Consider the following 23,159-nt stretch of genomic DNA (forward strand, 5'->3'; position numbering starts at 1 on the left):
TAAATAAAATTTTTAATATGATAGAGAATAAAAAACTTATTATTTTAAGACATATTTTTTACTCACCTCCAAAACTTTCTTCAAAGTCATAATTCAGCCACAGGATAATCTGTTTAAAAAGAAGCTCTGTAGCTTCATTTAATGATCCCTCTACTTATAGGGAAAAAGAGGAAGGGGGTTTAGTATATATGAGTCAAATTCAGTTGGTATATTTATTGGTTGCAATTGTTATAGGATTTGCTGTTGGTTTAATATTCATCCTCATCTCTCGGACAAAGTTAAAGAGCCAAAAAATTGCTTATGACAAAGAAAGAAATAAGATAATTGAAGAAGCACAGAAAGAAGCAGAGAGATTAAAAAAGGAAGCTCAAATTGAGGCAAAGGACTTTGTCTATCAGGCTAAAGCAGAAGCAGAGAAAGAGATCAGGGAGCGACGCTCAGAGATTACCCATCTTGATAAACGCCTCCGCCAAAAAGAAGAAATAATTGAAAGAAAATTCGAACAAATAGAAAAAAGAGAGCAGGAACTTTCTAAAAGAGAAAAAGAATATTCTTTCAAGGAAAAGGCAATTCAGGAAAAAGAAAATACTTTGAACAAATTGTTGAAAGAACAGACAGAGGTGCTCGAAAGAATTTCAAATTTAAGCACTGAAGATGCTAAAAATGAATTTTTAAAAAGAATCGAGGAAAATTCACAGTTAGAGGCTGCAAAACTAATAAAAAGGATCGAGGATGAGGCCAAAGAAAATGCAGAGAAAAAGGCAAAAGAAATAATCGGTCTTGCAATCCAGAGATATGCAAGCGACTACGTAATGGATGCAACGGTGACGTCTGTCTCTCTCCCGAATGATGAAATGAAAGGAAGAATTATCGGTAGAGAAGGTAGAAATATTCGGGCATTGGAGGCTGCAACAGGGGTAGACCTGATAGTTGATGATACACCTGAAACAGTTACACTGTCTGCTTTTGACCCTGTCAGACGTGAAATTGCGAGATTATCTCTTGAACGTCTTATTACAGATGGCAGAATACATCCTACAAGAATTGAAGAAATAGTCGAAAAAGTAAAAAAAGAGGTAGATGCGCATATAAGGGAAGAAGGCGAAAAGGCTGTCTTTGATTTCGGCCTTTCCGGCATACATCCAGAATTGATAAAACTTATTGGCAGATTAAAATACAGAACTTCATACGGACAAAATGTTCTTCAGCATTCTCGTGAGGTAGCATATCTTGCTGGTATAATGGCAGCAGAATTAAAGGTAGACACAAAACTTTCAAAAAGAGCTGGTATACTGCATGATATTGGCAAGGCAGTTGACCACGAACTGGATGGTTCACATCAGGAGATTGGTGCAAACCTTGCAAAAAAATATGGTGAAAATCAAAAGGTTATAAATGCCATCCTGGTCCATCATGGAGAGGGCGATCCTGCAACAGTCGAAGCAGCACTGATTGCTGCTGCTGATGCACTTTCTGCTGCACGTCCAGGGGTAAGAAAGGAAAGTATAGAACATTATCTCAAACGTCTTGAGAAACTTGAGCAAATGGCTCTCTCATACAGAGGAGTTGAAAAATGTTATGCAATACAGGCAGGAAGGGAAATAAGGATTATAGTCAAACCTGAAGATGTTAGCGATGAAATGTCATCAATGATATCAAGAGAACTTGCAAAGAAGATTGAATCAGAGATGACTTATCCTGGACAGATAAAAGTTACTGTTATAAGGGAATCAAGATATGTTGAATATGCAAAATAGCTTCAAATGAAAGTTCTGTTTATTGGCGATATCGTTGGAAAAGTTGGTAGAAATGCGACTAAAGCATTACTTCCAGCGATTATTGACAGATATAAAATTAACTTTGTTATTGCAAATGGTGAGAATGCTGCAGGTGGCTTCGGTCTTACAGAAAAAACTGTCTCGGAAATTCTGTTATCCGGGGTTCATATAATAACAACAGGAAACCATGTATGGGACAAAAAGGAATTCATACCCAAAATCTCTAAACAAGACAGGGTAATCAGACCAGTTAACTATCCTCCCGGAGTCCCTGGATATGGAAGTATTATTTATACTCTGCCAAATGAACAGAAAGTCGCAGTAATCAATATATCTGGCCGTGTATTTATGTCAAATATAGACTGTCCTTTCAGAACAGGAAAGGCAGAGGTCGAGCGACTCAAGGCATCAACAAACATTATTATTATTGATTTTCATGCAGAAGCAACCTCTGAAAAGATTGCATTCGGTTATTTCATGGATGGCAAAGTTAGCGCAGTAATAGGTACCCATACTCACGTTCAGACTGCTGATGAAAAAATTCTACCTAATGGAACAGCTTATATTACAGATGTTGGTATGACAGGACCAGTTAATTCTGTTATAGGTATTGAAATTAAGCAAATTATTGATAAATTTCTGACAAATATGCCTATGCGATTTGAGACTGCCAAAGGTGAGGGATGTTTTTCTGCTGTTGTTTTTGAAATTGATGAACATACTGGCAAATCAATTGCTATCCAACGACTTCAGCTTAAATATCCCTAACGAAATTCTATATTATTTTTGAGGACTACCAGATGACTGAGGTGTTTGCTGTGTTGACTGACCCGGCTGTAAAGGTTGTGTACCTGTTCCCTTTATAGGTCCGGCGGGCGCAACGGGTATTTGTTTTTGCTCTTGTGAAACAGGCGCCTTCTTAACTACTGAACTACCTTTCGTTGTTAATATTGCAAGAGAAAAAGAAGTTAACATAAAAATAATTGCTGAAACTGTAGTCATTTTACTTAGAAATGTTGCAGCACCCCTACTTCCAAATAGTGTCTGACTTGAACCACCAAATGCAGCACCCATTTCAGCACCTTTGCCGCTTTGCAGAAGAACAACAGCAATAAGGAAAAAACAAACTAAAATATGAATAATAACCAAGAATATTGTCATTGCAATCTTCTAAATTTCACTATTCTTATGAAACTTTCTACCTTCAGACTTGCTCCTCCAACAAGAGCACCATCTACATCTTTACAAGACATAAGAAAATCAATATTATCAGGTATTACACTACCGCCATATATTATACATAAATCATCTGATTTTTTGCCATATAAAATTTTCAATCTTTCTCTTATATATTCATGTGATTCCTGAGCCTGTTCAGGTGTAGCGGTTTTGCCGGTTCCTATTGCCCATATTGGTTCGTATGCAACAACTAAATTATCAGGTATTACTCCATCAAGTCCTTTATCTATTTCTCTTTTTAAAATTTCAAAAGTTTTTCCTTCCTCCCTCTCTTTCAACGATTCACCTATACAAAAAATAACTCCAATTCCACATTTTTGAGATGCTTTTATCTTTTTATTTACTATATCATCATTTTCTTTGAAAATTTGTCTTCTTTCAGAATGCCCTATTATCACATATCTACATCCCAGGTCTGAAAGCATAACCGGGGATATTTCACCTGTATAGGCACCTTTTTCTTCATAAAAAACATCCTGCGCTGCAAGGATAATATTTGTATTTTTTATTTTCTCTGATGCTATTGGAATTGATGTAAAGGGAGGAGCTATAACTATATTTACATTTAGAACACCTCTCACCTCGGGAATGAACTTAGAAAGAAATTCTACTGTTTCTGAAATAGTCTTGTTCATTTTCCAGTTTGCTGCTATAAACGGTTTCCGCATTAGCTTAATTTAATGTATTCATGTTTCAAAGTCAAGCTACAACAAATAACTACACTTTAAAAAAATTTGCGTTATGAGTAAAATACCATCTATTATTTATCTTAAAAAATATGAGGAGGTTAACGTGAATAGGCGCATTGATTTAAATGGAAAAGATATTCCAAAACAATGGTATAACATTCAGGCTGATATGCCGACTCCTATCCCTCCACCACTTAATCCTGCAACAGGTCAGCCAATCACACCTGATATGCTTGCCCCTGTCTTTCCAATGAATTTGATCGAACAAGAAGTAAGTAATGAGAGATGGATTACCATACCAGATGAAGTAATTGAAAAATATCTAATCTGGAGACCAACACCTCTATACAGAGCTATCTATCTCGAAAAATTCCTGGATACACCTGCTCGTATATATTTTAAAAACGAAGGTGTAAGCCCTCCGGGAAGTCATAAACCAAATACAGCCATAGCTCAAGCCTACTATAACAAAACATTTGGAATTAAGCGACTTGCTACAGAGACAGGAGCAGGCCAATGGGGAAGCGCTCTGGCATTCGCATGCAACCAGTTTGGCTTAGAATTAAAAGTCTATATGGTAAGAATAAGTTACAATCAAAAGCCTTATAGAAGGATACTAATGGAAACGTGGGGTGCTAAATGTGTTCCAAGCCCAAGTCCTGATACGAATGCAGGAAGAAAGTTTCTCGAACAGAATCCAGAACATCCCGGTAGCCTTGGTATATCGATTAGTGAAGCAATAGAAGATGCAGTAACTTCAAAAGATTCAAGATATTCACTCGGTAGTGTTTTAAATCATGTAATATTGCACCAGACTATATTGGGACTTGAAGCACATAAACAACTTGAAATGATAGGTGAATATCCTGACATAGTTATTGGTTGTGCAGGAGGAGGAAGTAATTTTTCCGGCCTTTCAATGCCTTTTGTTAGAGATAAAATTCACGGGAAAAAAGTCCAAATAATAGCAAGCGAACCGTCTTCTTGTCCAACAATGACTAAAGGACCATATGTCTATGATTTCGGAGATACAGCCGAGACAACACCACTTTTACCCATGCATTCTTTAGGACATGGTTTTGTGCCAGCCCCCATTCATGCTGGTGGTCTCAGATACCACGGGATGGCTCCAATTGTAAGCAGACTGCTTATGGATAATCTAATCGAAGCACGTGCATATGGTCAACTTGAAACCTTTGCTGCTGGCATTACTTTTGCTCGAACTGAAGGTTTTGTTCCTGCTCCGGAAACTAATCATGCTATCGCATGTGTTATAGAAGAGGCTAAGAAGGCTAAAGAGGAAGGTAAAGAAAAAGTTATTCTTATGAACTGGAGTGGACATGGTATCATAGACCTTGCAGCTTACGATGCATACTTATCTGGTAAACTTGAAGACTATAAGCTACCTGATGATGACATACAAAAGCTTTTGCGAGATCTTGAGAAATTTCCAAAACCTTAAAGTTCATAAAAATATAAAGGAGCTCCGAGAACTTTCGGGGCTCCTGAAAAACACAAATGACAATATATTGCAATCAATTAGGCATGCTTGTTAATTTTTCTTATTGTTCATCAATGAATGAAGGTCTTCCATGCAGAAATATTGTAGGATGCTGGGAAAACAGGATTAACATAATAGCATTTTTAAGACAAACGTATACTGCTGAACAATTAGAAAAAATTTTCAAAGGACTTCCTAAAACAAGAATACAAAGAATTTTTGAATCTCTGAAAAAAGAGACCTCCGATTGAAATAAGAGAATAATTTATTTATTAGTAATATTACTTTCGCTTATTCCAGGCAGAAATCAATTCAATAATATTGAGAACGATATAAGCAAACTGAAAATTGTATTCATTCTGTGTTAGTATTCAACCATGGAATTGATTAAGCTCAATAAAAATAATCTAAAGGAGATCTTGTTCTATACAATAGAAATCCTGAAAAAAGGAGGAATGATTGCATACCCTACAGAGACTTTTTACGGACTCGGAGTAAAATATGATCAAGAAGATTCGTTAAAGAAGCTTTATGAAATCAAGAAGAGACCTTCATACAAGGCTATGCCGTTAATTATCGGAAGTAAAAACCTGCTTCCTCTTCTAACAAAAGGAGTTAATGAACATACTATTTATCTCATGGAAAAATACTGGCCAGGCCCTTTGACAATTATATTGCCTGCAAAAAAAATTCTATCAGATTATATTACGTCAGGCACTCATAAAGTTGCTGTCAGAATACCGGGTGAATCTTTTGCTCTCGACCTTGCTCAAAAAGCTAATTTTCCTATTACAGCGACCAGCGCTAATCCTTCCAGAATGAAACCTGCTCAGGATGCCCATGGTGTAATCAAGTATTTTCGAGATAAGCTTGATCTTATCATTGATGGAGGAAAGACTCCCGGCGGACTGCCATCAACAATTGTGGAGGTAACTGGAGACAAAATCAAAATACTGAGAGAAGGTGTAATAAAAAAAGAGCAGCTACTGCGTCTTTTTAGCATGAGGTTTCAGTCGCAGGAGCGATAAAATAAGCGCTCCTGCGACCATTCCACCAAGCACAGATAGAAATATTATTATTGCAAGTGATGCCTCAAATCTCCAGAAGAAAAAAGTAATCCCAACTGGCATGGCATTCTGAATTGAAAATACAGCTACAAAAAACACAATAATTAGTAAAACTATAATGGTTGCCATGTTCATATTATTAGCGCGGAAATTTCTTTTGCTTTGTTTTTGCAGAAGGCTTCTTTACCACTTTTTTTGATTTTTCTTTAACTTTACCTTCGAGCTTTGCTATTTGCATTTCAAGCTTTTTGATACGACCTATTACAGGTTTAATTTTATTGTGAAGCATTGGATTCTTTACCTTTGCACTCAGGTCATATATCTTTCCACCAAGGTCTGCAAATTCTCGTTGGACTTTTGCTTTCAGTTCAAAAATTTTGAGTCTCCTCTTCCCCTCCTCAGTAAGTTCCTCAGCTTTTTCTCTAACTACTGTAACACCCTCTTTCACCATTCCGATACCTTCTTGAATTCCCTTCTGAACATCCTTTTTGATTTTTTCCCAGAAGTTCATTTCAATTCTCCCTTCATGCATCTATAATTCCAAAATCAAGCGATAAATAGCGTAACCCCTTTAGTTGTATTTGTTATTCCGATTAAAATAAATCCGATAATTCATCGAGTTAAAAAAATTTTTGAGCAATGTCTGCATTATTCGGGTTAATATTTATAGAAATTTTAACAAATATTGTAAGGAGTGTAAACCCCAATCCTGTTAACCTTCCTTTTTGAAAAATAACACACCAAGTGGTGGAAGTGTAAGAGATAGAGAATAATATCTACCATGAGAAGGGATAGAAAATGCTTCAACCCCTCCTGAATTTCCATGTCCGCTCCCACGATATATTGTAGCATCACTATTCAAAATCTCTTTCCAGAAACCACCTACAGGAACTCCAATCCTATAGTTATAACGGGGGATTGGCGTGAAATTATATATCACAAGGATCTGATCTTTTGTGCTTTTGCCTTTTCTTATAAAACTGAAAACACTATTTTCCCAATCTGCACAATCTATCCATTCAAAGCCTTCATCACTGAAATCCAATTCGTAAAGAGCAATTTCATTTTTATAAAGATAATTAAGATCTCTAACCCATCTCAATATTCCTTTATGATAAGGATATTCAAGAACATGCCATTCAAGACTTTCTTCATGATTCCATTCTTTCCATTGTGCAAATTCTCCTCCCATAAAAAGGAGTTTCTTTCCAGGATGCCCAAACATATATCCTAAAAGCAGTCTCAGGTTCGCATATTTCTGCCACTCATCTCCTGACATCTTCCCGTAGAGTGATCCTTTACCATGCACCACTTCATCGTGTGATAAAGGAAGCACAAAGTTTTCAGAAAATACATATAAGATACTGAAGGTAAGTTCATTATGGTGATATTTTCTGAAAATTGGATCTTTCGAAAAATATTTAAGTGTATCATGCATCCATCCCATATTCCATTTCATGCCAAACCCAAGTCCACCTAAATACGATGGTCTTGAAACCATTGGCCATGCAGTTGATTCCTCTGCAATTGTCTGAACATCAGGAAAATGAGAATATACCATCTCATTAAATCTTTTTAAAAAAGCAATTGCCTCAATGTTTTCTTTTCCTCCGTAATAATTTGGTATCCACTCGCCTTCTTTCCTTGCATAGTCTAAATAAAGCATTGACGCAACTGCATCAACTCTTATTCCATCAATATGATATTTTTCTAACCAAAAAAGCGCACTGCTGATTAAAAAATTTCTTACTTCATTTCTACCGTAATTAAATATGTAACTATTCCATTCAGGATGGAATCCCTTCTTTGGATCCTCATGTTCATAAAGATGTGTTCCATCAAAATAAACAAGGCCATGTTGATCATCAGGGAAGTGAGAAGGCACCCAGTCAAGAATTACACCTATTCCGTTCTGATGAAGATAATCAATTAGATACATGAAATCCTGTGGAGTTCCGTATCTGCTCGTTGGAGCAAAGTAGCCTGTTATCTGATACCCCCATGATCCATAGAAAGGGTGTTCCATAATTGGTAAAAATTCTACGTGTGTAAATCCCAGCTCTTTTACATAATGTGAAAGGTAATGTGCCATCTCTCGATAAGAAAGATACCTATTTCCCTCTTCAGGAACTCTTCTCCACGAACCCAGATGTACTTCATAAATTGACAAAGGTGCATTTAGTGCATTCTTGCTTTTCCTCTGACTCATCCAATCAAAGTCCCTCCATTCATATTCTATATTCCAAACGATTGAAGCAGTTTTTGGTGGGGATTCGTAATAAAATGCAAACGGATCACTTTTTTCAACCTTATAATTGTTATATTTTGACTTGATATAATATTTATAAACAGTACCGTGTCCTATATCAGGTATGAAACCTTCCCATATGCCGGAACCATCCCATCTTGCAGCTAAAGGATGTGTCTTTTTGTTCCATCCATTAAAATCTCCGATAACAGATACTTTTTCAGCATTAGGTGCCCATACGGCAAAATAAGTTCCCTCTCTTTGATGATCTATCATTATATGAGACCCGAGTTTCTCATACAGCTTGAAATGATTTCCTTCTTTGAACAAATATATATCATGACCTGTAAAAGGACTTACTGTGTGAAGAATTGTGTCTCTTTTTTTACCATCCATTATTTAAACCTCCGAATGTTGTTAGATGTTTTTCAAATTGAATAATAACACAATTCAGGCATTACTTTATTGGCCATACAATTGTATAATAATAAACCACTTCTCATGAAGGTTTTCGGGTTGGTGTATCCTAAAATCTTCCCTCCCTTGAAGGGTGGAGAGAAGCGGATTTATTCTGACGATATTTATACAGTGTGTGTATTAATAATCAAGAGGTAAATATCTTTCTTATTAACCATAGTTTATGAATAATCAGGTTTAACCAAAAAATGCAATTGAATAATGCAGATGTTGTGAGAAATAAAGGAGGGTGTATCGAGTTAAAGAAATTTTTGAGCAATGTCTGCATTATTCGGGTAAAAGAATAATCGCAATATGAATTCATTCATGTTGAAGACATTTAAACAGGCAAAAAGAGTAATAATCGGCGTAATTGGAACTACAGTGCTCTTAATCGGATTGGCATTAATCGTTTTACCTGGCCCTGCATTCATAGTTATTCCCATAGGATTAGCGATCCTTGCAACTGAATTTGCATGGGCAAAAAGACTTCTAAAAAAATTCAGACCTCAGAATTCTAAAAAAACCAATAATACTAAAAAAAGTCGTTAAATTATAAGAATGTTCAGCGTGAAGTTTTTGTCAAACTTCCACCTCTGGGGATTATTGAAATGCCTGATGAGTCTATATGACAGCGAAAACGGTCTTTTTTAGGATCAAATCCAATTTCTTCACCTTCTCCGATTACATTCAGTTTATCAACAATCACCCTTTTAAGTTTACTGCCTCTTTTTAGTATTACGCGGTCCATAATTATCGAGTCCTCCACTATTACATCATTCTCGATCATAACATCACTTCTAATAACAGAATTTATTATTTTTGCCTTATTAATCAGACATCCTTCTGCAATGATACTGTTCCTTATATCACCTCTCAATATCTTTGTGGCTGAATTCTCATAACCCGAAGGATGTATTGGCCACGATTTATTGTTCACTTCAAAAAGTGGTGAACTACCAAGCATATCCATGTGTGCTTCGAAAAAAGCAGATATTATGCCTACATCTCTCCAGTAACCTTTCTCTTCATGTTCCTTTGTTCCTGGAATTATATTCTCTGCAAAATCATAAGCAAATACTTTACCTGTTTCAACAAGACTGGGTATAACATGTGCACCAAAGTCAGTCTGTTTTTTTCTTTGAGCATTTGCAAGTGCCTCCAACAATATGTCCTTATTGAATATGTAATTCCCCATTGATACATAGGCACGGGTTGGATCATGGGGCATAGGTGATGGTTTCTTCGGTTTCTCCTGAAAACCTGTGATTCTTCTGTTGCTATCGGTCATTATAACCCCGAAGGAAGAAGCCAGTTCAACAGGCACTTGTCTTGCTGCTACGGTTACAAAAGCATCTTTTTCAATATGAAAATCCATCATCTGACGGATATCCATTCTATATATGTGGTCCGCACCGAATATTATTACAAGCTTAGGGTTGTGATGTTGAATAATAGAATAATTCTGGTATACAGCATCGGCTGTGCCCTGGAACCATTCTGGACCCATACGCATCTGTGGCGGAACGACAGCAACAAAGTGATCTTTTATGACAGACGACAAATTCCAGTTCAATCTAATATGCTCAATGAGTGACTGTGATTTATATTGTACAAGCAGATAAATAGAATAAATATGAGAATTGATAAGATTACTAAGGACAAAGTCAACTATCCTGTATCTGCCACCAAATGGAACTGAAGGTTTAGAACGGAATGCAGTGAGTGGAAATAGCCTTTCGCCCTTCCCTCCTGCAAGAACAAAAGCAAGTGCCTTTGGATGTGCCATGAGTAATACCTCCAGAAAAGTATTAATGAATACATTTTATATTATAGAGTCAAAAATTTAAACTTGAGGGGATATGTCGATTAACCCGCAAAATGTATTAATCCACTTAATTCATAAATTTTTAAGATATAAACAGCACTTACTATTAAACCCGAATAATGCAGACATTAAAGACAAAAAACTGGATTCCGCATCAAGTGCGGAATGACAAAAATTCGGATAAATCTGTGAAACGTCTATCAGACATAATCTTTTCAAGGGTCAATGGTATTTTCTGAATCCAGTTGGGATATGAATCTATAGTGCCCGGCATGTTCTGTTGATCGACTGTGCCGATAATGTCATCAAGACTCACAAGTACCAATTTACATGGTGTGCTTGCAAGGTATTTATATATTGCAAGACAGAGCTCGGTATTCATTTCAGGGATAATGTCACTATCTGCATAATCAGCAGAGATGAAACCCTGGGATTTGAGTGCTTCAAGCATAAGCTTCCTGTCCCTTTCCCTTTCAGTGATTTTTTCTTTATATTTATTTTCATCTTTGAATTGACCAATCTTCTTTTTCACTTCAATGTCTCTTGCTTTCCAGTAACCCGTGATTGTAGGTAGGTCATGCGTTGTCAAAGCACACAATGCCATTTCAGGATATTTATCCGGTGGCAAAAAAGAAGGATCAGGATAATTCCTCTCAAAATAAAAAAGTCTGTAAGACATCATGTTGAATCTTTTGAGTGTTTCTCTAATATTCTCACCGATTGTGCCAAGATCTTCGGCAATTACTATTGTATTGTTCCTGATGCTTTCGAGTGCAATAATTCTGCATAGATCTTCAGAAGGATAGGATACATAGGCTCCGTCTTTTGGTTTCATTTCTGGAGGTATCCAGAAGAGTCTGAATAGGCCAAGAGCATGATCTATACGTATAGCACCTCCGTATTTCATATTTTTTCTCAGCGTTTTTATAAATAACTTATATCCTGTTTCTTTTAATTTTTCGGGTATCAGTGGAGGAAAACCCCAGTTCTGACCATCAGGACTAAAATCGTCTGGAGGTGCCCCTGCATTAGCTTTATTTGCAAACACCTCCTGATAATTCCACGTATCACTACCACCGCCGCTTGAGCCGATAGCAAGATCATGATAAAGACCTATCTGCACTTTTAACTTTTTAGCCACTATAGACACAGCCCTGAGTTGTCTTTCAATAAGCCACTGAATATATTGATAAAAAAGAATTTCTTTCCTGTTTGTTTTTTTGAAAGACTGAACAGCCGGAGATGAATTAATCCGATACTTTGCCTGCCATTCCTGCCAGTTAATTTTCTTAAGTTTCGATGCAAGTGCCATGTATATTGCAAAATGTTCGATCTCTTCACCTTCATCTAAAATATATTTTTTGAATTCTTCTCCCTTCGGTGTATTCTTTTTATAATGTTTGTTATAGAAAACTTCAAAAGCAGCTCTCAATATTCGTTCCTTCAAATCCGCAATTTTTTCATAGTCAATCAGACTGTTATTCCTGAGTTCATCCAATTTTCGGGAGTTAAGAATATCCCTATACTCTAACTGTTTTACTTCTGGTATTTTCTCAACATCAAGATAAATAAAATTCTTATACAGCCTGCTAATTGGTAAATATGGACTGAAACCAAATGGCTTTGTATTAGGGATGGCGTGGAGAGGATTAATTCCAATAAAATCACCTTTAAGCCCAGCAACCCATCTTACAATCTCTTTCAAATCAGAGAAATCACCAATACCCCAGTTGTGTTCTGATCGAACTGCATATAGATTAATAGAAAGGCCCCACTTTCTGCTGTTTTGTAAATATTCTGGTATATAACAAGCATCAGGAGTTATGATTAGTTTTGATTTTCCCCTGATTGAACTTTTCTGGCCGGAAAATATTTTTTCAGTGTGTTTGCATTGTATATCTACATCATAATATCCAATCTTCAGATGTTCCTTGTAACTGAGGTTGATTTTTATGTAGCGTTTATCATTAATCCATTGGATCTCCACAATATCAAACTCATTGCTTCTAAGAATAAAAGATTTCTTACGACCCTCTTCATCCTTTATAGACCATGAGATGACCAAAGCTGCTTCTTTTTTGGCAGACAACGGGATACACACGGGAATATTAACAGGCTGTGCATTAACAGAAACTACATATGCTGGTTCAACAAAGTTTAACCATGATTTCCATTTCCTCTTATAAATTTCTTTTGCGACCTTATCTTCAGATTCAACCTGAATATTCATTGTTTTTAGAATTGCTTTTTTCGTATCAATAGAAATAATGTGCTTTTTACCTGAAATATCCCAATACTCAGGCAGTATCCCGCAAAGGTCTGATAATTCATTTATCAATGCATCGTAATGATAATTATCCATATTTTTATCTGCCATCATTGAATTTAATAAGTATGTTCAATGATTTTAGAAAATTTCCTTATTATTTTAAATTATTTCTTCATATAAGTAACATCCACCGTAACCTAACCTCACCAAAGAAACCTCAAAAAAACCTTCAGAAATACTTCAGCCCTGATTATTCATAAACTATGGTTAATAAGACAGGTATTTCATCTCACTCCCCCCTTACTAAGGAGGTAACCAAAAGGGGTGTATTTGAATATCGGCGAAATAAATCCGCCTTCAATAATATGGGCTCAAGAGCAATGTAAAATAAATTACACTATGATAATCTATTTTACATGTCAAAAATAAAAGTAATTATTTTAATTTTTACTTCTTTTGCGATATTTTTAATATCTCTATTTTCAGGACCGACTGTGATTAATCCTTTTGAGATGAACGGCACTGAAAAAGAGATATTGTTTTCTATAAGACTCCCGCGTGTTATCGTTGCGTTTCTGATGGGCATGGCGCTCGGGTCATCAGGTGCTGTACTTCAGGGCATATTGAGAAACCCGCTCGCTGACCCTTATATACTCGGCATATCAAGTGGCTCTGCGCTGACTGCTGCATTAGGACTTCTTTCAGGATTTTATTTAACATCAACAATGAGCATTCCACTATTGGCATTGACTGGCGCTACCTTTGTCAGCCTTCTTGTCGGAACACTCGGCTGGAAACAAAAAGGGATCTGGCCAGAAAGATTATTGCTTGCCGGTGTTGGACTTAGTTTTCTATTTTATGCACTCCTTATGCTCATCATAAGCATAGCACCAGGAGAGAGAATGAGGCGGGCAGTTCTCTGGATATTTGGCGATCTTTCTATAGCAGACTGGTCATTAATTCCGTATGGTGCTCTATTGATTGTCACAGGCTTTTTTATTGCAATATCCCGTGCAAAAGCTTTAAATGCATTGATGCTTGGTGATGAGTTTGCACACAGTCTCGGTTTCTCTGTAAATAAAGAAAGACTACTCTTTTTTATGTCTGTTGTGATAATGACCTCAGCATCTGTATCACTCGGTGGGACTATAGGTTTTATAGGTCTTCTTATACCTCACATTATTCGGTTCCTTATTGGCGCTGACAACAGAGTATTAATCTTTATGTCTGCATTTTGCGGTGGAACATTTCTATGCATTGCAGATTTAATAGGAAGGTCTATTATATCCCCTGTAGAAATCCCGTCTGGAATTGTCACAGCTATAATTGGGTCACCATATTTTCTTTACCTTTTAAGAAAAAAAGATATGCTAAGTGTATAGAGAGATAATTTTATGACCTTTACAATCCTTGAGCTTGAAAATATTAGCTTTTCCTATAATAAGAATAACCCCTTTATACAAAATTTTACTTTATCTATTAAAGATGGAGAATTTATCGGACTTTTAGGTGCAAATGGCTCTGGGAAATCCACTATACTTAAGCTCGCCAGCGGAATTTTAAAGCCGTCTGGCGGTAATATCAGATTATGGGGGAAACCACTCCATTCCTATAAAAATAAAGACCGGGCAAAACTATTATGTTACCTTCCTCAGCTTCTCGATATAAATGTCCCATTTAGAGTAAAGGAACTTGTAGCAATGGGGCTTTATCCGTATGACATAATGCCAGAAATAACTGTTGATGAAGCACTGGAGCTTGTAGGGCTTAAGGATAAATCCAATTCATATATAACACATCTTAGCGGTGGAGAAAAACGAAGAGTATTTATTGCAATGACCCTTCTTCAGGGAGCAGGTATTCTGCTTCTGGATGAACCGCTTGCAAACCTTGACATAAAGTATCAACTTGAAATACAGAAATTACTCAGAGAATTAAAAGAAAAAAATAACATCTCGATTATAATGGCACTTCACGATATCACTATGGCACTACAATTCGAAAAGGTGATACTGATAAAAAATGGCAGTATCATAAATAGTGGGGTACCGGAGACGGTTCTGAAAAAAGAGTTGTTAAAAGAAGCTTTTGATGTAAACATAGACATAAGCAAATGGAAATCTTTATTCGATAAAATTTATGAATAATCTGAATCAACAATCTCCTTAAGTTTTCTATAAGAACTATTCTCTATCTCCTGATGAAGATTTCCACCGTGTGCATCCATTGTCACGATTGCAGGAAATTCCTGAACATTTAAAAACCACATCGCTTCAGTCATTCCGAATTCTTCAAGTTTCCAGACATCAACTACAAATTTCACTTTTTCCGCAAGATAGACAGCAGCACCTCCTATTGTCTGAAAATATACACACCCATATTTCTTGAGTGCCTTGAGTGTTTTTTCTCCCATTCCGCCCTTCCCCATAACACCCCGAAGCCCGTATCTTGAAATTATCTTATATTCATACATTTCAACACGCATGCTTGTTGTTGGTCCTGCTGCAAAGACTCTGTATCTTCCTTTTATCTTCTTTATTATAGGACCACAATGATATAAAACTGACCCTTCAAGATTAAAAGGGATTTTTTTCCTGGATGGTTTTTCTTTAAATAAAAATTTATGTAGTTTATCTCTCCCGGTCACGACTATGCCGTTCAAAAAAACCATGTCTCCGGCTCTGAGGGAAAATGCGACATCCGCTGTAATTGGAAGATCTATAATTTTAGCCTTATGGTTTTTTAATTCTGTATTCTGTATTCCGAATTTTGAACGTTCCATATCAGTCTTGCCCTTCTATCAGCCCAGCATGCTACGGAAACTTCCACAAAATATGAAGCAGGATGTCTATGATTAACTCCAATCTTAACACCGATGGCTGTTGTATTCCCACCCAGCCCGAGTGGCCCAATCCCAAGCCAATTTATTTCTCTGAGAATACGCTCCTCGAGTCTTAACAAGATTTTGTTGTTATTTTTATCCGTCAATTTTTTCATTAGTTGTTCTTTAGCAAGCCTTGTTACCTGATCTCTCGAGGCACCTACTCCGACTCCTATAATATAGGGTGGGCAACCCCTTCCCTGTGCTCTGTAAACAGCATCAATTACACATTTTCTCACACCATCAAGATCCCTTTCTGCCCTCAGTTCAGCAGATGGCAACTTATATAATTGACCAATGTTCTCGCTACCAGAACCTTTAAGCATAAGATCTACGATGAGTTTATTTCCTTTGATTTCTTCAGTATATATCACGGGGAAGCCAATACCTGTATTGTCCCCAGAATTCTTATCAGTAAGAATATCAACAGCATTTGGTCTGAGAGGGATTACTTTTGTCGATGTCCTGGTTGCAATCATAATTTTTTTCTTTAATTCAATCTGGCTGAATCCATACGGAATTTTGACAAAAAAAACCGGAACACCTGTATCCTGGCATATAGGTATCTGTCTATCCCTTGCAATCAAAATATTCTCAAGGATAACTGATAAAGCTGTTTTAGCATTAGACTTTTCTTTTTTCCGGACAGTTCTTAAGGCTTGCTCAATATCTGCGGGTAATGATGTCGCTGCACGTCTGTAAAGTTCTATAATGGCATTATCAAGTTTCTGCATGCATTAATATATCATTTTTGTTTTTATTTTTGCATAGCACTTTAAACGCTTATGCTTCGAAAACTTTCAGGGAACAAAGAAACGTGAGAACGTTATTGCGAGGGCTTTAACCCGAAGCAATCTCAAATACGAGATTCCTCTACCGAAACAAGTTCTGGATCAGAATGACAGACAGATAGATATTTTGTATAGCATTGACTTTTTTTAGAGCTACGAAAATATGCTGAAAAGCAAAAAGGTAACAATTGCTCCCATGAGCCCACCAAGTATAACCTCCCATATATTATGGGCTTTAACTATAACTCTACTCTGTGCAATCATAATAGCAATTACAAAAGATATAAGAGAAACAGTAAAATTCTCTGTAATATATGTTGTTGCAACCCAGGCTGAAAAGGCAATCGCAGCATGTCCGCTTGGCATACCACCACTTAAAGGAAGACCTTTTTTAACATACGATTTTGTTATTACAACAAGAATAACCACTATTATGAATGCAATCAGTGCAATCTCATCATTAGTATGTTTAGTTATGTGAATTCCTGTTTTGAAAGACTCAACCAGATAAGGAAATAGGATAATATAACCTATTACAGCAACTCCGAATGCTGTTATAAGAACTGCGCCAGCAGCAATGTCTTTTGCGATGCGGGCTTTTTCACTCTCTTCGGGTGAAATGATATCAACAACAGTTTCAATAGCAGTGTTAAACATCTCTGCGAGCAGGACTGCAATAACGGATAATGTAATTATGAGAAATTCAAACCTTGATATCCCGAGAATATAACTTAAAAGAAGAACAAATGCTGCAGTATAAAAATGATATCGTAAATGTCGCTGTGTCTTGGCTGCATGTAATATGCCTTCAATCGCAAAGTTAGCACTTTTAAACCATTTTTTTAGTAACATTATAAATCAAACCCTAAGGTAGATTATTCATATTATTCCCACTTTGAAGTTCCGGGCACAGAATCTTTGCAATCTCCTTTATTAATATCGTGTTTTCCCTGTGATTTTTAACTGCAACCCTTAAATATGTGCTGTCAAGACCTCTAAAGTTAGAACAATCCCTCAAGAGAATACCTTTTTTCAGCAGCCTTTTATAGATTTCAGGTGCATTTTTAAATCTCAATAAATAGAAATTGGCATCAGATTCAAAGTATTCTATTTTAAGTTTCTTAAAATTCTTTTCAAAAAACTTTTTTTCATCTTTAATAAGTCTTAATGTTTCCTTCATATATACTTTATCTTTCAGGGAAATAACAGCAGCCCGTTGAGCAAGACTATTTACAGTCCATGGTTGTTTTGCTCTTTTAAGACTTCCAATCAGACCTGAAGGGAAAATGCCATATCCTATCCTGAGACCAGGTAGTGCGTAGAAAAAAGACATTGACCTTAAAACAATAAGATATGGATTTGATATTGTTTCTGATATTATAGAATTATCTGGAATGAAATCAATAAAGGCTTCATCAACTATAAGATAGCATCTGTTTTCTCTTGCAGCATCTGCAATCTTTATAACATCATCTTTACTTATCAACTTTCCGGTAGGATTATTCGGATTGCATAAAAATACCATGTCAATCTTTCCCTCTCTACGTTCCATTTCAGCTATAAATTCTTCAGGTTCGATCTCAAACCGCTTTTCCTCTTTAAGGAAGTAAAATTCTATCTCTGCTCTTCGCTCCTGGCTCTCTGTTATTGTTACTGCTCTTTCATATTCTGAAAATGTTGGTGCCATAATAAGAACCCTCTGAGGTTTTAATACTTTCACTATCAAGTAAATAAGCTCGGTGCTACCGTTTCCGCAAAGAATATTCTCAAAACTAATACCGTAATATTGTGCAATTCTCTTTCTTAACCTGTCTGTTTCAGTGTCCGGATAATTATGAAGATATTTAAGATTTTTTCTTATCTCTGCCTTGACCTTTTTAGAAACACCAAGTGGATTTACTGAAGAGCTGAAATCTATGATTTTACGTTCTTGCATGTTTAGTGCATTTGCAAGATAGTAAATATTTCCACCATGTTCAAATGCATGACAGTCAATAGATATTTCCTTTTTCATTTCCAGTTCCTATATCTAAAAAATTTATAGTATTATATATTTTTTGATATGACGAAAACTTATTATATCTCACAATTAAAAGAAATTTACCGGCTTAAAAAGAGTGCGATTTTCTCTCGCTTGAAGGAATTCAGGAATCTCTGGCTGCATGGAAGTGATGAAGACATTTTTGCTGAATTAGCTTTCTGCCTATTAACCCCTCAATCAAAAGCAAAATCCTGCTGGGCTGCAACTGAGAGATTGAAAGAATATAATCTTTTATTTGATGGTTCTGCTGAACATATTAAGAAATGCCTTCACCATTTTGTTAGGTTTCATAATAAGAAAGCTGAATATCTTGTGAGAGTGCGCAATCATTTTATGCACGATGGTGTTCTATCAATAAAAAAGCAACTTAATAATTTCAAAAATGTATACGAATGCAGGGACTGGCTGGTGAAAAATATAAAGGGCTTTGGCTATAAAGAAGCAAGCCATTTTCTGAGAAATATTGGTTTTGGAGATAAAATCGCAATCCTTGATCGACACATATTAAAAAATCTTTATAAGCTCGGCGTAATACAGGAAATTCCAGAAACCATCAGCAGGTCAAAATATCTCAATATAGAAATAAAAATGGCTGAATTTGGAAAGAAGCATAACATCCCTCTTTCACACCTTGACATACTGCTCTGGTTCAAAGAAACAGGAGAGATATTCAAGTGATGGCTTATTGTCAGAGGCTAACAGCAAATTCATATTCTTTGTAGCCTGATAAAAAACCTTTCCTTAATATCTTGATCTTAATCTTTTCCCCACGTTTTTTATCAGACATAAAGATGCGAATATCTTCTATCTCCTCAACTTCCCAATCATCGAGAGAAACAATTATGTCTCCTTTCTTAAGTCCAGCAGACTTTGCTATGCTTCCTGGAATTACCTTCTCAACCTTGATCCAACTATCTGTCTTTTTCAAACTTATACCGAGTTTCAATGTAACCGGGGCTTGCTGCTTGGATGGTAAAAAGATGAAATGTCCGATATTTTCGTCAATTGAACCAGTATAGGGTATTAGCGTAATATATTCCTTTCCATTCAATCTAAATACTCTTTTTGGAATTCCATAATCGTACATTATGTGTCCAACGCCTGCGAGAACAACCATCTGATATCCAGGATTCTTTTCCATAAAATCATGAATGGAATGAGCCATGGTCTCATCCCACAGTATCTGGGACTGGTGGAAAGTGTCAAAACTTTTAATCTCCTTATTCGCATGTTGATTAAAAATATCTTTGAGCATCTCCTTGTAATCCTCATCAGACATATCCATATTATTCGGTATCACTATTTTTTCGATATCGCTCAGAGAATCAATACCTTCGGTGGCAACCTTCCTCACAATCTCTGACCATTGATTCAATGCTATAACAGGAATATTCTTTGCCTTTGCAAATTCTACAATTTCACGATATAGATTATAATCAAACTGCCATCTGCTGAAATATTGAGTTTCTTTTAAAAATTCCTTTTCATTTATGACTCCAGATATATAGTCATCAATAAATTTTTGAAAAGGTTTTTGAAACATTTCCATCCCGATAGCAAATTTATGCCCTTTTTCGTGCAGGCTCATGATTATCTTAAGTTGCACCTTATGATCTTCATAATTCGTATGCCTTTCACCCACATAAATAATGGGTTTATCGAGTATATTTTCAATAATTTCATCGAGTGTCTGTCCACTTTTAGGCTGGATTACCTTGATAGGTTCGTATAAATTTACTACTATGCCGTTTTCGGAATCGTCTGTTCTCTTCTCAACAATAACACCTTTTCCAAATCGAACGAATGAGTAGTCCAAAAAATGGACTATTTTCTCTGCTGCAAGATCAACCTCTTCTTTAGAGTCTGCATGCACAACAGCCAGGACATTTGAGGTATTTAAAGGATTCTTCTTAATAGAAAGAAAGAAACCTGAACCTGTATCTTTTATATTTCCAAAAAGCCTCTGTATAACCTGATTATTAATATTTAAAACAATTAATGATGCTATTGTTTTTATTTCTTCATTGGTAATATCATTTTCGTTTATTGAAATAAACCCCTTTTTTTCGAAGATACGTATGAACTCTTCAAATATTTTTGTATTATTATCAGAAACAACAATATATTTTTTCCCTTCTCTAAAAAGGGTTGATATAACAGGATGATTTTCTTTATCAGTAATCTTTCGCATTATATTGTATTCTCTGTCAAAAATTATCTCTTTAATTGAACCCTGAACAGGAATCTCAAAATATTCTCTTTCTTTTTCAAGATGGAGTGTTTGATATATGACACTTTGATCTGTCTTAATCTCTACCACTATATCAAGCGTATAAGGTTCATTTTTCTGTATTATCTCGAATGTTGCTGTAGGAATTCCTTTCAAAACTAATTCCTTCGCTTCACTGATCTCTAAATTGGGGAACCCTTTGCGGTTCAGCCATTGATCAAAAAACCAGGAAAGGTCTTTGTCCGCAATTTTTTCAAAGGTCTCACAGATATCATCCCATGATGCATTTTTGAATTGGTTATTTTTGATAAACTCTTTGAGTCCACTATAGAAAGCCTCTTTACCGATAAGATTTTTCAGCATATGGAACAGCATAGCAGATTTCCCCTGACCTATTGCTTTTGCAGAAAATCCATTGCCAGCTTTAAAATCCCTCAGTGAAATCTCACTCAGCGGGTCAACAAAATTTACGTATTCTGTAAGCAATCTCTTCCTATATCGCCATCCTTCATTTTTCTCTTCACTTATAAAGTGATCAGATAGGTAAGCAGTTAATCCATCTGCCCAATTGCCTTCTCTGTGATCAATATAAACGGAATTTCCAAACCATTGGGATACAATCTGACGGCTGAATAAATTTTCATCTAAAAGAGAGAAAACATCCTCTCCAAAAACTACAAATGTAGGCATTGAATAGCTTGCTGGCTGTATTGTTTTGACAATTGAAAATCTTTTATACGGATAAGGATAAAGCAAATCGTTGTATAGTTTCAGATATTTTATAGCATTTCTGATATATGTCTCTGCAAAATCTCTATCTTCTGGAAGAAAATAACCATAAACATCTATCTCTTGAAAATTTTTTTTAACTTCATAGTATCTTCCTGCTATAAGTGTTAAAGCATTTAAAGGATGCGTAAATTCAAATGAGTATTCAGTCCCCTGTTCTTTTTCTGCCATTGTGATCTCATCTGCCTCTGAGATGGCAGTAAATCCCTTCGGAAGTATCGCTTTCAAGCGATAATTAGCCAACCCATCAAAAAATGGATACCACTCTCTCAATAATACTACCTCTTTTTCTGTAATAAAGTTATGTTTTGCATTCACCGAATGTTGTAAGAGAGAGTTTCGAACCTCAGTATTGAATCTGCCTTCATACGTAATCTCAAAAACCCCTGTCCCTTTGACTTGTATGACATTGTCGATTATTTCAGGCTTATACTCATCTCCGTTATGTTTTACTGACAGTATTTCAAGATGCGCTAGCGCGATGTCTTTTTTTACATTTTCATAGAATTGGATAATAGCCTTTCCTTTTAAGAGTCCATTCTGGACATCAACAGAAACTCTTAAATCATAAAAGGGTATTTTCTCTGCGGCTTCTCCAAAAGATGCAGAAAACAAACTGAAAAAAAATAAAGATATAGTGAGAAATTTCATAAATAATTAATTATATCAGTTTTTTGTCTCTTAATTCAGGCACCTTCTTTATATTTACTAAAACCGGATATGATTTCAAAACAATACTTGACAATCTTGACGAAAGTTATAGAAACTAAATTATGAAAATATATAGCTTACGGTTCATAACTTTTTTTCTATTCATATCTCTCTTTTCCTGTGAACCTGTTCTAAGACACGATATCATGAATACAGCAATCAGGGACATCTCATTTTCTGATATAAACAAAGATCCAGCTCAATTTAAGGAAAAACTATTTGTTCTTGGGGGTATTATCGTAGACACAAAAGCTATGCCTGAAGGCTCTTTAATAGAGGCGATTTACATCCCTGTTGATGCACGTGGATATCTGAAGGGAGTTAGCAAATTACACAATAGATTTTTTGCATTATTTCCAAAGGAAAACGGTTTATTAGATCCTTTGATTTTCAGTCGTAATAGAGAAATAACCATTGCCGGAGAATTTATGGAACTAAGACAGGGGAAAATAGATGAAATGGATTATCTATATCCACTGTTTATAATAAAAGAAATTTATCTTTGGCCAGAAACAAGGGATTATTATTTATACCCTGTCTATTATGAACCATTTCCATACAGATGGTATTATCCTTACTGGTGGAATGGACCATACTGGAGACTTAGATATCCAGGCTTATATTACTGGTGGTAAGGGGCA

General features: G+C 35.9%; 22 protein-coding genes. 10 read left to right on the forward strand and 12 right to left on the reverse strand.

Annotated elements, in window-relative coordinates; translation table 11 throughout:
* Positions 1 to 188: 188 nt before the first annotated feature.
* Both rny and HXY53_07880 read left to right on the forward strand, forming a co-directional pair.
* Positions 189 to 1,757: a ribonuclease Y gene (gene rny / locus HXY53_07875; GenBank protein ID NWF76466.1), complete on the forward strand. Its 1,569-nt coding sequence runs from the start codon at positions 189 to 191 to the stop codon at positions 1,755 to 1,757.
* Positions 1,758 to 1,763: 6 nt separating this feature from the next.
* Positions 1,764 to 2,546 carry a TIGR00282 family metallophosphoesterase gene (locus HXY53_07880; protein NWF76467.1) on the forward strand — a complete coding sequence of 261 codons (783 nt, stop codon included), beginning with the start codon at positions 1,764 to 1,766 and terminating at the stop codon, positions 2,544 to 2,546.
* A 12-nt stretch (positions 2,547 to 2,558) separates the two neighbouring features.
* Here HXY53_07880 and secG read toward each other — a convergent pair whose 3' ends face one another.
* Positions 2,559 to 2,939, reverse strand: coding sequence for a preprotein translocase subunit SecG (gene secG, locus HXY53_07885; protein ID NWF76468.1), 381 nt, complete (start codon positions 2,937 to 2,939; stop codon positions 2,559 to 2,561).
* On the reverse strand, positions 2,936 to 3,685 hold the full coding sequence (locus tag HXY53_07890) for a triose-phosphate isomerase (protein ID NWF76469.1): 750 nt from the start codon (positions 3,683 to 3,685) through the stop codon (positions 2,936 to 2,938). The genes secG and HXY53_07890 overlap by 4 nt, the downstream gene beginning before the upstream one ends.
* Positions 3,686 to 3,758: 73 nt before the next feature.
* Between HXY53_07890 and HXY53_07895 the strand changes: the two genes are divergently transcribed.
* The 3 genes from HXY53_07895 (at position 3,759) to HXY53_07905 (ending at position 6,235) form a co-directional block, all read left to right on the forward strand.
* Positions 3,759 to 5,168 carry a TrpB-like pyridoxal phosphate-dependent enzyme gene (locus HXY53_07895; protein ID NWF76470.1) on the forward strand — a complete coding sequence of 470 codons (1,410 nt, stop codon included), beginning with the start codon at positions 3,759 to 3,761 and terminating at the stop codon, positions 5,166 to 5,168.
* 56 nt (positions 5,169 to 5,224) lie between these two features.
* Positions 5,225 to 5,458, forward strand: coding sequence for a hypothetical protein (locus HXY53_07900; GenBank protein ID NWF76471.1), 234 nt, complete (start codon positions 5,225 to 5,227; stop codon positions 5,456 to 5,458).
* Between the two features lie 126 nt (positions 5,459 to 5,584).
* Positions 5,585 to 6,235 (forward strand): threonylcarbamoyl-AMP synthase, encoded by a 651-nt coding sequence (locus HXY53_07905; GenBank protein ID NWF76472.1) that lies wholly within the window; start codon positions 5,585 to 5,587, stop codon positions 6,233 to 6,235.
* On the opposite strand, the gene HXY53_07910 is transcribed toward HXY53_07905, so the two are convergent.
* The 3 genes from HXY53_07910 to glgB all read right to left on the reverse strand — a co-directional run bounded on the left by HXY53_07910 (position 6,191) and on the right by glgB (position 8,918).
* The gene (locus HXY53_07910; protein NWF76473.1) at positions 6,191 to 6,403 is read right to left on the reverse strand and encodes a LapA family protein; all 213 of its coding nucleotides are present in this window, start codon (positions 6,401 to 6,403) and stop codon (positions 6,191 to 6,193) included. The genes HXY53_07905 and HXY53_07910 overlap by 45 nt on opposite strands.
* A 10-nt stretch (positions 6,404 to 6,413) precedes the next feature.
* Positions 6,414 to 6,806 (reverse strand): hypothetical protein, encoded by a 393-nt coding sequence (locus tag HXY53_07915; protein ID NWF76474.1) that lies wholly within the window; start codon positions 6,804 to 6,806, stop codon positions 6,414 to 6,416.
* 180 nt (positions 6,807 to 6,986) lie between these two features.
* Positions 6,987 to 8,918: a 1,4-alpha-glucan branching protein GlgB gene (gene glgB, locus HXY53_07920; GenBank protein NWF76475.1), complete on the reverse strand. Its 1,932-nt coding sequence runs from the start codon at positions 8,916 to 8,918 to the stop codon at positions 6,987 to 6,989.
* A gap of 375 nt (positions 8,919 to 9,293) precedes the next feature.
* Between glgB and HXY53_07925 the strand changes: the two genes are divergently transcribed.
* Complete coding sequence (locus HXY53_07925; GenBank protein ID NWF76476.1) at positions 9,294 to 9,530, forward strand: PGPGW domain-containing protein; 237 nt, start codon at positions 9,294 to 9,296, stop codon at positions 9,528 to 9,530.
* A 13-nt stretch (positions 9,531 to 9,543) separates the two neighbouring features.
* Here the strand turns inward: HXY53_07925 and HXY53_07930 are convergent, their stop codons facing one another.
* On the reverse strand, positions 9,544 to 10,767 hold the full coding sequence (locus tag HXY53_07930) for a glucose-1-phosphate adenylyltransferase (protein NWF76477.1): 1,224 nt from the start codon (positions 10,765 to 10,767) through the stop codon (positions 9,544 to 9,546).
* A gap of 193 nt (positions 10,768 to 10,960) precedes the next feature.
* Complete coding sequence (gene malQ, locus HXY53_07935) at positions 10,961 to 13,168, reverse strand: 4-alpha-glucanotransferase (GenBank protein NWF76478.1); 2,208 nt, start codon at positions 13,166 to 13,168, stop codon at positions 10,961 to 10,963.
* Between the two features lie 323 nt (positions 13,169 to 13,491).
* On the opposite strand from malQ, the gene HXY53_07940 reads away from it, so the two are divergent.
* Both HXY53_07940 and HXY53_07945 read left to right on the forward strand, forming a co-directional pair.
* Complete coding sequence (locus HXY53_07940; GenBank protein ID NWF76479.1) at positions 13,492 to 14,457, forward strand: iron ABC transporter permease; 966 nt, start codon at positions 13,492 to 13,494, stop codon at positions 14,455 to 14,457.
* Between the two features lie 12 nt (positions 14,458 to 14,469).
* Positions 14,470 to 15,222 (forward strand): ABC transporter ATP-binding protein, encoded by a 753-nt coding sequence (locus HXY53_07945; protein ID NWF76480.1) that lies wholly within the window; start codon positions 14,470 to 14,472, stop codon positions 15,220 to 15,222.
* Here HXY53_07945 and HXY53_07950 read toward each other — a convergent pair.
* From HXY53_07950 to HXY53_07965, 4 genes are all read right to left on the reverse strand, one after another.
* On the reverse strand, positions 15,213 to 15,800 hold the full coding sequence (locus tag HXY53_07950) for a fumarate hydratase C-terminal domain-containing protein (GenBank protein ID NWF76481.1): 588 nt from the start codon (positions 15,798 to 15,800) through the stop codon (positions 15,213 to 15,215). The genes HXY53_07945 and HXY53_07950 overlap by 10 nt on opposite strands.
* Positions 15,801 to 15,817: 17 nt before the next feature.
* Positions 15,818 to 16,690 (reverse strand): fumarate hydratase, encoded by an 873-nt coding sequence (locus HXY53_07955; protein NWF76482.1) that lies wholly within the window; start codon positions 16,688 to 16,690, stop codon positions 15,818 to 15,820.
* Between the two features lie 210 nt (positions 16,691 to 16,900).
* Positions 16,901 to 17,599, reverse strand: a complete 699-nt coding sequence (locus HXY53_07960; GenBank protein NWF76483.1) for a diacylglycerol kinase — start codon at positions 17,597 to 17,599, stop codon at positions 16,901 to 16,903.
* A 13-nt stretch (positions 17,600 to 17,612) separates the two neighbouring features.
* Positions 17,613 to 18,761 (reverse strand): threonine-phosphate decarboxylase, encoded by a 1,149-nt coding sequence (locus tag HXY53_07965; protein NWF76484.1) that lies wholly within the window; start codon positions 18,759 to 18,761, stop codon positions 17,613 to 17,615.
* 48 nt (positions 18,762 to 18,809) lie between these two features.
* Here HXY53_07965 and HXY53_07970 point away from each other — a divergent pair, with 48 nt between their 5' ends.
* A complete protein-coding gene (locus HXY53_07970; protein NWF76485.1) occupies positions 18,810 to 19,466 on the forward strand; it encodes an N-glycosylase/DNA lyase in 657 nt (218 codons plus the stop codon).
* Between the two features lie 10 nt (positions 19,467 to 19,476).
* On the opposite strand, the gene HXY53_07975 is transcribed toward HXY53_07970, so the two are convergent.
* A complete protein-coding gene (locus HXY53_07975) occupies positions 19,477 to 22,458 on the reverse strand; it encodes a ChaN family lipoprotein (protein NWF76486.1) in 2,982 nt (993 codons plus the stop codon).
* A 122-nt stretch (positions 22,459 to 22,580) separates the two neighbouring features.
* Between HXY53_07975 and HXY53_07980 the strand changes: the two genes are divergently transcribed.
* Positions 22,581 to 23,153, forward strand: a complete 573-nt coding sequence (locus HXY53_07980) for a Slp family lipoprotein (protein ID NWF76487.1) — start codon at positions 22,581 to 22,583, stop codon at positions 23,151 to 23,153.
* Positions 23,154 to 23,159 lie beyond the last annotated feature (6 nt).

This window comes from Nitrospirota bacterium (genome assembly GCA_013388455.1).
Classification (GTDB): Bacteria; Nitrospirota; Thermodesulfovibrionia; order Thermodesulfovibrionales; family SM23-35; genus JACAFF01.

Coding starts and splice junctions, on each gene's coding strand:
- HXY53_07895 (NWF76470.1), top strand. CDS start 3,759: ATGAGTAAAATACCATCTATTATTTATCTTAAAAAATATGAGGAGGTT.
- rny (NWF76466.1), top strand. CDS start 189: ATGAGTCAAATTCAGTTGGTATATTTATTGGTTGCAATTGTTATAGGA.
- HXY53_07945 (NWF76480.1), top strand. CDS start 14,470: ATGACCTTTACAATCCTTGAGCTTGAAAATATTAGCTTTTCCTATAAT.
- malQ (NWF76478.1), bottom strand. CDS start 13,168: ATGGATAATTATCATTACGATGCATTGATAAATGAATTATCAGACCTT.
- HXY53_07910 (NWF76473.1), bottom strand. CDS start 6,403: ATGGCAACCATTATAGTTTTACTAATTATTGTGTTTTTTGTAGCTGTA.
- HXY53_07925 (NWF76476.1), top strand. CDS start 9,294: ATGAATTCATTCATGTTGAAGACATTTAAACAGGCAAAAAGAGTAATA.
- HXY53_07905 (NWF76472.1), top strand. CDS start 5,585: ATGGAATTGATTAAGCTCAATAAAAATAATCTAAAGGAGATCTTGTTC.
- HXY53_07890 (NWF76469.1), bottom strand. CDS start 3,685: ATGCGGAAACCGTTTATAGCAGCAAACTGGAAAATGAACAAGACTATT.
- glgB (NWF76475.1), bottom strand. CDS start 8,918: ATGGATGGTAAAAAAAGAGACACAATTCTTCACACAGTAAGTCCTTTT.
- HXY53_07975 (NWF76486.1), bottom strand. CDS start 22,458: ATGAAATTTCTCACTATATCTTTATTTTTTTTCAGTTTGTTTTCTGCA.
- secG (NWF76468.1), bottom strand. CDS start 2,939: ATGACAATATTCTTGGTTATTATTCATATTTTAGTTTGTTTTTTCCTT.
- HXY53_07955 (NWF76482.1), bottom strand. CDS start 16,690: ATGCAGAAACTTGATAATGCCATTATAGAACTTTACAGACGTGCAGCG.
- HXY53_07970 (NWF76485.1), top strand. CDS start 18,810: ATGACGAAAACTTATTATATCTCACAATTAAAAGAAATTTACCGGCTT.
- HXY53_07980 (NWF76487.1), top strand. CDS start 22,581: ATGAAAATATATAGCTTACGGTTCATAACTTTTTTTCTATTCATATCT.
- HXY53_07880 (NWF76467.1), top strand. CDS start 1,764: ATGAAAGTTCTGTTTATTGGCGATATCGTTGGAAAAGTTGGTAGAAAT.
- HXY53_07900 (NWF76471.1), top strand. CDS start 5,225: ATGACAATATATTGCAATCAATTAGGCATGCTTGTTAATTTTTCTTAT.
- HXY53_07940 (NWF76479.1), top strand. CDS start 13,492: ATGTCAAAAATAAAAGTAATTATTTTAATTTTTACTTCTTTTGCGATA.
- HXY53_07915 (NWF76474.1), bottom strand. CDS start 6,806: ATGCATGAAGGGAGAATTGAAATGAACTTCTGGGAAAAAATCAAAAAG.
- HXY53_07930 (NWF76477.1), bottom strand. CDS start 10,767: ATGGCACATCCAAAGGCACTTGCTTTTGTTCTTGCAGGAGGGAAGGGC.
- HXY53_07965 (NWF76484.1), bottom strand. CDS start 18,761: ATGAAAAAGGAAATATCTATTGACTGTCATGCATTTGAACATGGTGGA.
- HXY53_07960 (NWF76483.1), bottom strand. CDS start 17,599: ATGTTACTAAAAAAATGGTTTAAAAGTGCTAACTTTGCGATTGAAGGC.